Origin of the sequence: Leifsonia sp. A12D58, from assembly GCF_047530025.1 — a bacterium.
GTDB lineage: Bacteria > Actinomycetota > Actinomycetes > Actinomycetales > Microbacteriaceae > Cryobacterium.
In genome coordinates, this window is sequence record NZ_JBLJAT010000008.1 from 12,930 (window position 1) to 26,027 (window position 13,098).

Genomic DNA, 13,098 nt, shown 5'->3' on the forward strand with positions numbered 1-13,098 from the left:
TCCGAAATTCGTTTTCGTCTGGGTGACCCAGCCGAAAAAGCTACTCCGATCACGGGCTGCGGGTACTGCTAGTTTGAGTGCATGAAGCGCTTGGCGTGCGGTCGTGATGAGCATGAGTGACCCGCTACCTCCGTCGCGCCGCCGTTTCACACGTGCGAGGGCCGGCGTGTCCAAGATCACTGGCTATGCCATTTCTATGGTGGTGCTCGCGGTGGTGTCGCTGGTGGCTATCCCCTCAATGGTCACCGCAAGTGGGGCATCAGCCTGGGGGATGATCGCTGCGGGGCAGTCGATTGGCGGCGTCGCGGCTGTCGTCATCGCGTACGGCTGGGGTATGTCGGGCCCGGCGGTTATTGCCAGGGCGGATGAGGCGGGGCGGCTCAAGGAATACGCGGAGTCTGTCGTGTGCAAGATTCTCATCTGCCTGCCATTTGGCGCGGCTGCTTTCGCCATCGGGTGGGCGATCGGCGGTGACTACGGGATCTTTGCTGCGTGCGGAGCGCTCTCGACTGCAAGCGTCGGCCTCACCGCCAACTGGTGGTTCGTTGGTTTGTCTCAGCCCTATAGGCTCCTGAGCTTCGAAACGGTTCCGCGCGTCGCTGGCACCGTTGTTGGCATCGTGCTGATGGAATCCGGGGCGAGTGCTCTCGTCGGCGTTCTCTGTCAGCTGGCTGGAATGCTCGCGGCGTTCGTAGTGTGTACGCTCTGGATCCTGCGCCCCTGGCACCTCCGCGCCCTGAGAGCGATTCAGCGCCGCCCGGTTCGTCAGGTGCTCGGCGCACAGCGGAACGGACTGGCAACGACAGTGATGTCATCGCTGTATGCCTCAACCCCGATCGTGTTGGTCTCGCTGATCGCGCCGGGCGCGCAGCCTGTCTATGCGGTCGTCGAGAAGGTCCAGCGACAAGTGATTGTCGGGCTCGGGCCGTTCGTGACGGTGATGCAGGGCTGGATCCCTCGCGCGGCTGGCACCGCGTTGTTCGGTCGAGTGAAGCGAGGCATGGTGGTGGCCATCATCGGGGCAGTGCTTTTGGGCGCTCTGATGTTTTTCGCAGCGCAAGAACTTGTGGCTTGGCTCGGTGGTGGGCTGATCCATCCCACTGTGCTGACCCTCCTGCTGATGTCAGTGATCACGGCGGTCAGCCTGGTCGAATCGGTGGCGAGCAAGGCGTGCTTGCCTGCTCTTGACCGGCTGGACGTCGCAGCGAAAGCGACGGCCATCAGCGCGCTGGTTGGGCTTCCGCTGGTCGCCATTGGTGCGGTGCTGGCGGGTGCATCCGGAGCGCTCTCTGGTATTCTGACCGGACTTTTGCTTCGACTGCTGCTTGAGATATGGGGCATGCGCAGGGCAATGTCGGAGTCTAAATCACCCACACTCAGTGTCTCGATCGATCCGGAAGTCGGAGTGGATGGCGTATGAGCAGGTTGACTGTCGCGTTACGAACGCTCGTGTGGGCTTTGCCTGCACACCCAGCTAAGAACAGGATGTTGCGTGCGCTCGGCTATCGCATCCATCCGACAGCAATTGCGCGAGCCAACCTAGTACTGCGCGTCCACCACATCTCGATGGGCCCTGGTAGCCGTATCGGCCGGTTCAACCTGCTCAAGAACTTGCGCCTCGTCTCGATCGGTGACCACTCGTCGGTCGGACGCCTCAACGTGATTTCAGCACACCCTGTGTATCAAAGAATCTACCCGGATGGGGCAGCGCTGATCCTCGGCAGGCATGCAAAAATCACCAGCCGGCACCAGCTGGACTGTTCCGGGTCCGTGACGATCGGCGATTTTTCGAGCATCGCTGGTCACGAGACCAAGATTCTGTCTCACAGCATTGACGTGCGTCGTGATGCTCAGGTGGCGTATCCGGTGCTCATCGGTAATCGGAGTTTTGTCGGGGCGCGCTGCCTGCTCCTCGGCGGTGCAGTTTTGCCTGACCGATCAGTGCTTGGCGCAGGCTCTGTACTTACGCGAACAAAGCAAGCGCCTGAACCTGGACTCTGGGCGGGCGTGCCTGCTGCGCTGCGCGGTCCCATCGACGGCGCATGGTTTGGGCGATCAGTCACCGGTACCAGCAGGGTCTACATTCCAGCGACGGGCGAAACAGTGGAGGATGCGATCTGACGAACGACGGGGTCGCGATCTGCCGCCCCGTGACACTAGGGCGTCGCGGTTGCCGCAATCGCGTTATTGATCGCTGTCGCAAATGCGGCATATCCGGCGTCGAGCGGGTGGATTCCGTCAGGGCCAACCAAATCAGGACGGTTAGCGAGCGGCTCGCCTATGTCGAGAAATGTAGCTCCGACTGCTTCCGCTGCCGAGCGAACATATCCGCGTGCATCGGCGATAGATTGAGGTTCAGCCTCATCGTCCCAGGTTGGTGAAGTCGCCAAAATCTTCGCGTTGGGAAGTGCGGCACGGAGCTCCCGGTAGAAGGTCATGACGTTCTCGGCCAGGCCAGCGACTGCGCCGTCATTTCTTCCACCTGATACGACAACGATCGACGGGTTTGCCCTGACGATCTCGGGTATCACTTCGCGAAAGGTCGGGCAGTAGTCGAGCCCGCACTCAGCCTGGCCGCCGCTTGTGACATAGCCGGTACCGGCTCGGCCGAGATTCACGACCTCCCAACCTTGCTCAGCTCCGATGAGTGCGGGGAACGTCTTTGCCTGGCTAGATGATCCGGTGCCCGCCGTGTACGAGTCGCCGACGAACGCAACAATCGGTCGATCGTCCGGGGCAACAGCGAATGTCGCGGCTGGCCAGGGAATCGCATCGGTGGCCTGCGTAGAATTTCCCAACTGAAGTGCGACCAAACCGAACGCACCCGCCGCCACCGCGAGTAGCCCAATGAGGGCGTATTTCACGTTTCGGTGAAACCAATCGGTGAACCTGTTCGGGTCATTTGAACTTCCCCATGATGGCATGCGCTGATTCTAGTGACAGCCGAATGGCATCGCACCGGTGGTTTTCGCCGCTAGCGAATGATCGTTAGCGTTCGATACCACTTCGCGAGAAGCAACCCCATGATCAGTGCGTTCGCTACGAACAGCAGGCTGTAGCTCACCAGGAACGCCTCGGGCCAGCCAAGCAGTATGAAGCTCAGCGCCAGAATTCCGTAGTCTGCGGGCAACAGGGCGATCGAGCGAATCGTTGACGGCACGCCACTTGCGGTGCGCCTGGCGTTGTCAGATCTGGTGAGCAATTCGGTGAGAAGGCCGCCCACGAAGATGACAATGGCCACGAGTTGAAAGCCAAGTGGCACGAGGTACCAGTGGGAGTCGACGGCCAGGAAGCGGAACGCCATGATGAGAACGCCGGCGTGGATGGCGACGATCTTCGCCGAGTCGACCACGTGGTCTGCCCATTCGCCGGATGCTGAACCTCGGCCGGTCAGTCTGGCGAGCTGACCATCGGCAGAGTCCAGGGCGAATCCGAGCATGAGGAAGAACGTGATGACGATGGCGCGCGCCGGTGTGGGGGCACCTGTGACGAGGACGCCGATTCCGACGCCTGTGATCAGCGCCGAGAGCAGCGTCACCTGGTTCGGGGTCATCCGCAGGGTAAATGCGGCAGCAGCGAGAACGCGCCCAGCCGGCCGGTTGACGAAACGAGAGTAGAGCGAAACTCCTCTGCGCGGCTTCTGCGCGCTTGAGAGTTCCTGGAGCGCCTGCGCGAATGAATTCATCGTGAACCAACCTTCAACCGGTGAAGTGCGCACTGCTGAAGGCACGCTTTCCGCTGATCGTAGTCGTGTTGCGCCGGTGACCAACAGGCCCCTGCTGAGCGACACGCTCGTGCCCCCCGTTGGGGGGGATTGTGCGGGGCGGGCTCCATGACTTATCTTTCGGCGAGGCCACATCATGAGCATTGCTTATCTATTGAGCAGCTTGGTTCGACAGATGAGGCTCGTCACTGTTTACCCGCAGCTGTTCGAATCCGTCGGTGACGAAGCTGCTTACCCGAGGGATAAATAGCTATGCGCAAGCCTGCCGCAATACTTACGACCCTGGCAGTTGTAGTCGGACTAATGATGGCGGGCCCACTGGCACCCGCGTCGGCACTTTCAGCCGGAGTCGCCTTCAGCGCCGATGATCTTCCCACCTGGCAAGCCAACGGTGTCGTCTACGGGGTTGCATCCGTGCACGGCAAAGTTGTCGTCGGTGGCACGTTCTCCCAGATCCGCCCTCCCACGGGTGGCGCAGAAGCGGCGAGGAATCAGGGAACCGTGGCCATCTTCAATGCTGACGACGGCACACCAGACAGCTGCCAGTTTGCGATTGGACTGAGCGGTGGGACCCCGTCGGTCCGCTCCGTGATCGCATCTCCCGACGGAAATACGATCTATATCGGCGGCAACTTCAGCTCGGTCGGCGGCGTCAACGTTGCCAGGGTCGCAGCGATTGACCCGGTAGCCTGCACGGTGAAATCGTTTAGGGCCACCGGAGTCTCGTCCCTCGTTCGCGGCATGGTGGCGACTGCGAGCACAGTGTATATCGCTGGCGATTTCCTCAGCGTCGGTGGGCAGCCTCGTTCGCGGTTCGCCGCATTCAACGCGACGACTGGCGCCCTTCTCCCGTGGGCACCTGCATCCGACGACTTTGGCAGGGCGGTCGCCGTTTCGCCAGACCAGAGCAAGGTTGTCATCGGCGGCGACTTCTTCACTGTTAATGGTCAGGATTCACACTCAATCGCTGTCGTCGATGCGACGACCGGTGCGAACGTAAAGAACTTCCCCGTCGGCTTTATCCCTGAGACCTCGGTCACGAAGACACTCTGGTCAGACGGCACCTCGTTCTACGCTGGAAATGAGGGAACAGGCGGTGGTGTGTTCGACGGGCGGTTCGCCGTCAATTGGACGACTCTCGAGCAAACCTGGCGGGACACGTGCTTGGGCGCAACTCAGGCCGTGCTCGAGTATCAGGGCACCCTGTACTCCGGAAGTCACGCTCACGACTGCGCTTCAAACAACGCGTACCCCGACGGCAAGCGCAACTACTTCCTCGCCCAGAAGACGGATGATCCGACCCTCCTGGGCTGGTACCCGACAGCCAACGACGGGATCGGCGAGGGTATCGGCCCACGTGGACTGACCGTCGCTACCGGTGCGAGCGGCAAAACCTATCTCTGGGCAGTCGGCGAGTTCACAAACATCAATGGAAAGGCACAGCAGAGCCTGACGCGCTTCGGAACCACAGACACCACGGCTCCGCCAGTGCCTGCGGTTGCCGCCGAAGCGCTCACGTCCGGAGCCGTCCAGGTGCGATTCCGCACAGTCGTCGATCCAGACGACAGCCTGCTGACGTACCGTGTATACCGCAATGGGGCCACAACGCCGATCTGGACCGGAACAGCGAACTCGCAGTGGTGGACTCGTCCTCAGGTGACCTTTGTCGACTCGCCCGTCACCGCAGGCACGAACTACTCCTACAGGGTGACCGCGAGTGACGGAATAAACACCAGTGCTTTGTCTGGTGCTTCTTCGGCGGTCGCGGCAACCAAGGCCGTCGATTACCCGGGTCAGGTCATCAATGACGGTGCACAGGTGTACTGGCGTTTGGATGAAACATCGGGTCAGTGGGTGCAGGACAAGTCCGGAGCAACCGTTGCAGGACAAAGCGGCCTCTATAAGTTCGGCGTCACATTGAACCAACCGGGAGCAATAGCCGGTAGTTCCAATGCCTCTGCTCGGTTCGACGGTTCGACCGGTTACATCTGGAGCGATCAGCAACGAGAAGGGCCGAAAACGTATTCGATCGAAACCTGGATTAAGACAGACACCACAAGTGGTGGAAAAATTGTCGGATTCGGCAACGGCCGGCCGAATACTGGTAGCGGAGCGACCAGCCCAAGCGGAAACTACGACCGTCACATTTACATGGATAACTCAGGTCGGCTGAACTTCGGTGTGTACACGAATGGTACGCAAAACATCAGGACAGCCGATGCTTTTAACGACAACGTCTGGCACCACATTGTGGCTACCCAGGGCGTCGATGGAATGAAGCTCTATGTCGACGGACTCAAGGTCGGTCAGAACGGCACCTCGGCCAGTCAGTCTTATGCCGGAAACTGGCACGTCGGCGGAGACAACCTCGACGGATGGCCAAACCAGCCAGCGAGCCGCTACTTCGCCGGGCAGATCGATGAGACAGCAATATACGGAGCTGTCCTGACGCCTCAACAGATCGCTCTGCACTTCACCTTGGCAGGCGGAGTGCTCCCGGTGAGAGTGGCCCCGACCGATGCCTACGGTGCGAAAGTGTTCCACGACGACGCTGACATGTATTGGCGATTCAACGAGACATCGGGCACAACAGCGAAGGATTCGTCCTACAGCGGTCAATCCGACGGCTCTTATGGTTCGGCGGACGTCCTCCAGCAGCCGGGAGCAATCCAGGTTGGGACCGCCGTCAATACGAATGGCACAGCGGATGCCGTTGTCGCGATGAAGTCGTCGGTCTCGTCTTCTCCCCAGTTCAGTAGCGAGGCCTGGTTCAAAACGGGCACGTCAGCAGGCGGAAAAATCATCGGATTCGAGGACGCCCAAAGCGGGTCAGGATCAAGCTACGACAAGCAGATCTACATGGCTAACGATGGCTCGATTGTATTTGGCGTCTATACAGGCGGAGTCCAAATGATCCAGTCCGCTCCGGGCTTCAATAACAACACCTGGCACCATGTGGTTGGGACACAGGGCGCCGACGGGATGAAGCTGTACCTCGACGGTGCCCTGATCGGCGCTAACCCGACAACGAGTAACCAACAGTTCGATGGGTACTGGCGTGCAGGGGGCGGCAACATCAACGGTTGGCCGGCACAACCGTCGAGCGGCTACTTCGCCGGATCGATCGACGAGGTCGCCATCTACTCGACGGCGCTGCCGGCATCCGCGATCGCGACCCATTACCAGCTGGGAAGCAACGTGGCGCCAGACACCACAGCGCCTAGTGTGCCGACCGGTCTTGCGGGTTCTCTCACCGGTGACACAGCGTCGCTGGCTTGGACTGCTGCGACTGATAACGTCGGCGTGACCGGGTACACCGTATATAGAGGTACGACGGCCAACTTCACGGCAGATGCCTCGACCAAAGTCGCTGACACTGCGGCGACGAACTTTTCGGATACCGGTCTGACGACCGGCACCTATTACTACAAGGTCGACGCGTTTGATGCGATGTCCAACAGGAGTGCGTCATCGGCAGCCGTCGTCGTCGCGCTAGTTGACTCCCTAGCGCCGAGCACGCCTTCCGGGCTCGCGGCCAGCGTGTCGGGAAGCACTGTCGCTCTGAGCTGGTCAGCGTCAACGGACAACGTCGGGGTGGTCGGATACTCAGTTCACCGCGGTACCTCGGCCGGATTCACCGCTGATGCCTCGACCAAGATCGGGGATGTTGCGGGGAGCTCGTACTCCGATTCCGGGCTTGCGGTCGGGAGCTACGTTTATAAGATCATCGCGCTTGATGCAGCAGGAAACGCGTCTGCGGCATCTGTCGGAGTGGCGGCGACTGTACAGGCTGCACCGCAGGCACCCGTGGTCCTGACTATCAACCCAATTGAGGATGCCATGGTTCTGAGGGCGCAGACGAATTCGAATTACGGTTCTGACGCACAGCTCTCGGCGAGGGGCGATGGCACCAACTCACCGATCGAGTCGTATCTGAAGTTCGCGCTGCCTGCTGCCCCTGCAGGACTGACATTGACGGGCGCGAAGCTGCAAGTGCGCACCTCGACAGATCCGACGGCAGGGTCGACCGACGCGACAACGGTCAAGCTCCTCAACGGCGCCTGGTCTGAGTCGACGGTGACTTGGAGCAATCGTCCCACCGGGCTGGGGGGAGACCTGGGGACGCTTGGCGGCACGACTGCGACGAACTCAAACTACGTGTCGACGCTGAATGCCGCTAACCTGGCCGCATTGACCGGAACGACGGTGTCGTTCGCACTGATCAATCCAGGGGTCGACAACCTTCGACTATGGTCCGGCAACGCACCGACCACCTCGTACCGGCCGGTTCTGACCCTGACGTACACGCCGTAATACAGTTCGAATTCACACCTCGGCGACCATGAATAAGAGATCTGCACATCTGGATGTCGCCGCCACGGTCGGCTCGGCTGCGAGCTGGCGCCTGAATCGGCGCACGTTCCTCCTTTTGGGGGGATCTACTCTGCTTCTGACCGCTTGTCAGAGCGGGGCGGAGGTCCGGGTTCCGCCACCGAGTCCCGTCCCGCCTGCACCGTCGCTGCGCAATTGGACAATCGCAGATCTTGTGGCGACGACGCCGTTCTTCATCGCCCACCGCGGTTCCGGCGACGATTGGGTGGAGCACACCTTCGACGCATACTCTCGGGCGATCGCCGTCGGTGCCGGGGCGATCGAGGTGTCGGTCGGTTGCACGGCGGATGGAGTGCTGATCTGTCACCACGATGACACGACGAAGAGGATGACCGGCACCGATTGGACCGTCGCAGACGTCACGTATGCAGAGCTGGCGACGCTGCGCAATGATTCACGAGCCTGGCTAGGGCCCGCGGCGCAATTGCAGCCGATCCCGCTTCTCAAAGATGTTCTCGATGCGTTCGCCGCAACCCAGGTGATCTTCATCGAAGACAAACAGGGAACCAACTCGGAGGCGCTTCTCGACGTAATGGATTCTTACCCGGACGCCACGTCCCATTTCGTCTGGAAACAATGGGCAGGGGCTAAGCAGCACGTTCTGGCCGCAAAGCACGGCTACAAGACGTGGGGGTATCTCACCGAAGACCTCTACGAACGCGCGGACGAGTTGGCAGGCGTATTTGACTATCTCGGTGTGTTTCATCAGGCGAGCGACGAACAAATTGCACAGGTCGTCGCCACGGGTAAACCAGTTATCGCTTGGGAGATTCACTATCGCTGGATGCTGGAACGGATGAAGGCACTTGGAGTCGTGGGGATGATGTGCTCCAACATGTCGTATGTGACCACGACAACGGATGCAGCCAAAGCAGACACCTTTGCCTCGGGCCTGCGCGCCCCCGGAGATTTGCCGTGGACGACCGACCAAGGCTGGGCACTGCAACCCACGCTCTCAGAGGCTGACGGAACGGTCGAGCTGAATCATGAGGACATCCAGAGCTACCTGATGGGTTCGATGTCACCGATCGCGTCTGACGCTTACCGAATCACCGCAGAGCTGTGCTGGCCGGATGCCGTGCCTGAACCCACACAGCACGCTGGTCTCGCATTCGGGCTGTCAGATGACCGGGCATACCGAGTTCGTGTGGCCGGGGAATCGGCCGGCTATCACGTGGTCATCCGTGCCAACGGAACGGTCGAACTATTCAGCCGCGCCGCTCAGTCCGTCGCCGGAACACTGCTCGGCCAGGTTCAAACGGCACCCGTCGCTCCCGGCACCTGGGTGAGGCTTGAGGTGGAAGTGCGCGGGAACACCATCCGGATCTTGCGTCTCGATGATGACGGATGGTCATTTGACGTTCAGGACTCCGCTTACAGGGGCGGCTACTTTTGGCTCTGCAAGAACTACGTCGGCGGCCCCGGCGTCGAGTTTCGCTCCATCGTTGTCTCCTGAAGCCGTGCCTCGAGCCACGCGGAGCAAGATGCCTCGGAACTGTTCAATCGCGGGGGCGGCCGCCAAGGTCTGTGCAGTGTAGAGTCGTCCGGCAACTCCGAGACGGGCCGACAGTTCGGGGTCGGTGCCGAGATCTTCTGCCGCCTCGACGAGCGCACCCGGGGAACCCGCATTTACTCGCAGACCACCACCGGCCCTCTCGATTTCTTCGGCGGTGATGCTTTGTGCATCCGTCGCCGCAATTACCGGTAGTCCGGTGCTGAAATACGTGGTCAGCTTGCTAGGGACCGACATCTCGGTCAGCCCCGGCCGTTCATTCACAAGCAGAATATCGGCAGCCGCAAGAACCGCTGAGAACTCGGCCTCGGGGAGCGGGTCGATGAATTCGAGCCGCGAATTCGAGCCGCGGGCGTGCAGCGCCGCACGTTGGTTGCCATCGCCAAGAAGCACAAAGCGAACCTTGGAACCCTCGGCTGACGCGATTTCCGACGCGTTCACGACATTCTCGAGGCCCTGTTTCGCACCCATGTTGCCTGCGTGTAAGACCACGATGTCGTCGGGAGCCCAGCCGCGCGCGCGACGCACGTGTTCTCGCCGGCTCAGATCTCCCCCGTCGACGTGAGACCAGTTGCGCACTACGTCGATCCGGTCAGCGTCGATGTGGAGCTCTTCGGTCAGGTAGCGCTTGAATCGCTCGTGAATGACGACCACTTCGTTCGCTGAATTGAGAATTCGGCGTTCGATTCTGCGCAAGAGCCGGGCAGGGAGCTTTCCGCCCATACCACTTTCATGTACGCCCAAACTATAGATGTCCTGCACCCAGATGCAGGTGGGGGTACGAGTTAGACGCGCCTTCAACATGGCAAGGCCGGTCGCGAACAGGGCCGGGGTGACGAGGAGAACCACGTCTGGCTTCTTCCAATTCGTCAGGATCGACCGCAGCCCGAAGACGAGTTCCATCACCAGACGGTTGGCCAGCCGGGGGTGACGAGGAACCGGGTGCCGCAGCCGGGTGAGAGTGACGCCCGAGTCGCGTTCGACGCGGCCCAGCCCGGTGTAACCGTCGTGGATACGCCACTCGGGGTAATGGGGATAGCCGGTAACGACGTGGACCGCCAGATCTGCGTGTGCCAGGCCTTCGGATAGCCCGGATGTGTAGACCGCAATCCCTGTGAGTTCAGGCGCATAGTTCAGACAGAGTGTTGTGAGTTTCAGGGGATCAGACATAACTTGTCGCTACCCCTCTGCGCTCTGACGATCGGTCTTCGCGAACTGGGGCGCTCGCGCCGTCAAGGCCGCCAGAGCTTGTCGGAGCGCGGTGCTCGAGGTGGTCATTGTGTAGGGAAAGTAGACGACCTCGACACCGACCTCAGCGAACTCGCGCTCCAAGCGATGGCCCCGACTTGTGCCCTTCCAGTCATCGCCCTTGAAATAGACGTTGAAGCGCAGACGCTCCCACGTTTCTAGCTTGTCTTGTACCGTCTCCGCGACCGCCTCATCGACAAAGGTGATGTGCCGCACGATCTCGAGACGCTCGGAAAGTGGAACTATCGGTCGAGCGCCTTTGGTCTGCAGAAGCATTTCGTCAGACACGACGCCCGCGATCAGGTGGTCGCACCCGCTCTTGGCGTGTTTGAGGATATTCAAATGACCCACGTGGAAAAGGTCGAATGCACCACCGGCGTAACCGATGACACCGTGCTCTGCTCCGCTTTCTTGCGCGCCCATCAATATGCTCCTTCCGGCCGGAGCACAGTTTTAACCGTGCGCCAGATGATGATCATGTCGCCGGCCAGCGACCAATTCTCGACGTAATAGAGATCGAGCCTGACGCTGTCTTCCCAGCTCAGATTTGAACGCCCATTGACCTGCCACATGCCCGTCAATCCCGGTTTGATGTAGAGGCGACGATGCACATGGGTCTCGTAGGACTCGACCTCGGTGGGAAGCGGGGGGCGAGGTCCGACGAGACTCATATCGCCAATGAGAATGTTCCACAGTTGAGGCAACTCATCGAGCGAGTACTTGCGAAGCACGCGCCCGATCTTGGTGACGCGAGGATCCTTCTGCAATTTGAAGAGAACGCCCGCTGCCTCGTTCTGCGCCAGTAGGCCAGCCAGATCGTCCTCAGCGGTCGTCACCATCGTGCGGAACTTCACGATGCTGAAGGTCTTCCCGTTTCGGCCGCACCGCTCCTGACGGAACAACACGGGGCCTGGGCTGTCGATTCTGATGAGCAGGGCGATGACGGCCAAGAGCGGCAGAAGAAGCAGAAGGGCTAAACCGGATGACGCAACATCAAGAGTGTGCTTCATGATGTGCCGCGTGCCCTCAAAATGAGGAATCTCGACGTGAATGAGTGGGAGACCCTCAACGGGGCGGAAATGAATCCGAGGCCCGGCGACATCCGTCAACCGGCTCGACAATACAAGCTCAGCCGAGGTCGACTCGAGTTCCCAGCCGAGATTTCGGATGAACGCGCTTCCGCCCTGGGGGTTTCCGGCGACGATGACGGCGTCCACCTTCAGACGGTTCACCGCTTCGGCAACGTGCTCGAAGTCGGAAACGATCGGAATGGAGTGGCCGCCGGTGGCGAGTGGGTCACCACGACCCGATTTCAATGCCGCGCCCACTACGTAATAAGCGGCACCTGAATGGCGAGCGACCTGATTCACCACATATTCGGCATCTTTGCGCTTACCAACAACGATGACTCGAGCAAGGTAATGACCAAAATGCCGTTGTTTCAAAAGCCACTGGCGCCAGAGCCAACGGCCGGCGGCGAGCCCAGCGACACCGAGCGGAAGTGCGAGGATGAAGAAACCTCGAGCGATATCGACGCCGAAAACCAAGAACAAAATGCCGAGAAGGCCAAAGGTCAACCCGCTTGCGTTGACTACTCGCTTGTATTCAGTGGCGCCGACACCGATGACCCGTGAGTCGCGCGTGTGAAAGATTGAAAGCGCTGCGATCCACGTCACCACAATGACGAGAGAAAGTGCCCAGTAGTCGGCTCGAAACGGGCCGACATCAACTTTTGCGTCTGCACTGCCGAATCGACTGATGAATGCAATCGCCACCGCGCCCGAAATTACTGCAATGTCGGTGAGGTGCAGGCGCGCCCGATATCGTTTGGCCCACGCCGGGCCGGAGGTCCCAGCGTCGACCCTGAACTCAGAGGCTTTCTGCGCCGCTTGGTCAACCAGCCGAAGAGGTGGTCGGCTATAGAGAGCGGCACGCACACCGCCATCGAACGGCTGGCTTGGATCAGAGGCGGTCATTCGGCACACACCCCCCGATAGGGGGCGAGGCTGGCAATTATGGATCGACAAATTAGTCGAAACGTCGATGACGTGTTCACGTTCGTTCCCTGCATTTCGGGTTTACAGGTTCAGCATCGGACTACGCCGGTCGGCGGCCCTAGGGGACCGGCCGGGATCGGCGAATTGTGTTCAATATGAGAAACATGACGTTTTGTCAGTTGCTCATTCGATGACCATACCCGAAGGGCGTGCAGTCCGCTGTA

The 13,098-nt window shown here is 60.4% G+C and carries 9 protein-coding genes; 4 read left to right on the forward strand and 5 right to left on the reverse strand.

Translation table 11 applies throughout. The annotated features are described in order from the left end of the window. Positions 1–166 precede the first annotated feature (166 nt). Both ACMT3I_RS15130 and ACMT3I_RS15135 read left to right on the forward strand, forming a co-directional pair. Positions 167–1,420: a hypothetical protein gene (locus ACMT3I_RS15130; protein WP_414805351.1), complete on the forward strand. Its 1,254-nt coding sequence runs from the start codon at positions 167–169 to the stop codon at positions 1,418–1,420. Then, the gene (locus ACMT3I_RS15135; RefSeq protein WP_414805352.1) at positions 1,417–2,121 is read left to right on the forward strand and encodes an acyltransferase; all 705 of its coding nucleotides are present in this window, start codon (positions 1,417–1,419) and stop codon (positions 2,119–2,121) included. Before ACMT3I_RS15130 ends, ACMT3I_RS15135 begins: the two co-directional genes overlap by 4 nt. A 35-nt stretch (positions 2,122–2,156) precedes the next feature. Here the strand turns inward: ACMT3I_RS15135 and ACMT3I_RS15140 are convergent, their stop codons facing one another. Continuing rightward, a complete protein-coding gene (locus ACMT3I_RS15140; protein ID WP_414805353.1) occupies positions 2,157–2,924 on the reverse strand; it encodes an SGNH/GDSL hydrolase family protein in 768 nt (255 codons plus the stop codon). Between the two features lie 50 nt (positions 2,925–2,974). Next, positions 2,975–3,685, reverse strand: coding sequence for a CDP-alcohol phosphatidyltransferase family protein (locus ACMT3I_RS15145; protein ID WP_414805354.1), 711 nt, complete (start codon positions 3,683–3,685; stop codon positions 2,975–2,977). A 291-nt stretch (positions 3,686–3,976) separates the two neighbouring features. Between ACMT3I_RS15145 and ACMT3I_RS15150 the strand changes: the two genes are divergently transcribed. Continuing rightward, the gene (locus ACMT3I_RS15150) at positions 3,977–8,038 is read left to right on the forward strand and encodes a LamG-like jellyroll fold domain-containing protein (protein ID WP_414805355.1); all 4,062 of its coding nucleotides are present in this window, start codon (positions 3,977–3,979) and stop codon (positions 8,036–8,038) included. A gap of 232 nt (positions 8,039–8,270) precedes the next feature. Next, a complete protein-coding gene (locus tag ACMT3I_RS15155; RefSeq protein WP_414805356.1) occupies positions 8,271–9,572 on the forward strand; it encodes a glycerophosphodiester phosphodiesterase in 1,302 nt (433 codons plus the stop codon). Here ACMT3I_RS15155 and ACMT3I_RS15160 read toward each other — a convergent pair. Genes ACMT3I_RS15160 through ACMT3I_RS15170 form a run of 3 tightly spaced genes read right to left on the reverse strand, consistent with a single transcriptional unit; the run spans position 9,468 to position 12,853 of the window. Beyond that, positions 9,468–10,799, reverse strand: a complete 1,332-nt coding sequence (locus tag ACMT3I_RS15160) for a glycosyltransferase family 4 protein (protein ID WP_414805357.1) — start codon at positions 10,797–10,799, stop codon at positions 9,468–9,470. The genes ACMT3I_RS15155 and ACMT3I_RS15160 overlap by 105 nt on opposite strands. A gap of 9 nt (positions 10,800–10,808) precedes the next feature. Then, positions 10,809–11,300: an adenylyltransferase/cytidyltransferase family protein gene (locus ACMT3I_RS15165; RefSeq protein ID WP_414805358.1), complete on the reverse strand. Its 492-nt coding sequence runs from the start codon at positions 11,298–11,300 to the stop codon at positions 10,809–10,811. Beyond that, the gene (locus tag ACMT3I_RS15170) at positions 11,300–12,853 is read right to left on the reverse strand and encodes a sugar transferase (RefSeq protein ID WP_414805359.1); all 1,554 of its coding nucleotides are present in this window, start codon (positions 12,851–12,853) and stop codon (positions 11,300–11,302) included. The genes ACMT3I_RS15165 and ACMT3I_RS15170 overlap by 1 nt, the downstream gene beginning before the upstream one ends. Positions 12,854–13,098 lie beyond the last annotated feature (245 nt).

Excerpts from the sequence above, each read along its gene's own strand:
- ACMT3I_RS15170 (WP_414805359.1), bottom strand. The coding sequence starts at position 12,853 with ATGACCGCCTCTGATCCAAGCCAGCCGTTCGATGGCGGTGTGCGTGCC.
- ACMT3I_RS15165 (WP_414805358.1), bottom strand. The coding sequence starts at position 11,300 with ATGGGCGCGCAAGAAAGCGGAGCAGAGCACGGTGTCATCGGTTACGCC.
- ACMT3I_RS15150 (WP_414805355.1), top strand. The coding sequence starts at position 3,977 with ATGCGCAAGCCTGCCGCAATACTTACGACCCTGGCAGTTGTAGTCGGA.
- ACMT3I_RS15140 (WP_414805353.1), bottom strand. The coding sequence starts at position 2,924 with ATGCCATCATGGGGAAGTTCAAATGACCCGAACAGGTTCACCGATTGG.
- ACMT3I_RS15145 (WP_414805354.1), bottom strand. The coding sequence starts at position 3,685 with ATGAATTCATTCGCGCAGGCGCTCCAGGAACTCTCAAGCGCGCAGAAG.
- ACMT3I_RS15160 (WP_414805357.1), bottom strand. The coding sequence starts at position 10,799 with ATGTCTGATCCCCTGAAACTCACAACACTCTGTCTGAACTATGCGCCT.
- ACMT3I_RS15135 (WP_414805352.1), top strand. The coding sequence starts at position 1,417 with ATGAGCAGGTTGACTGTCGCGTTACGAACGCTCGTGTGGGCTTTGCCT.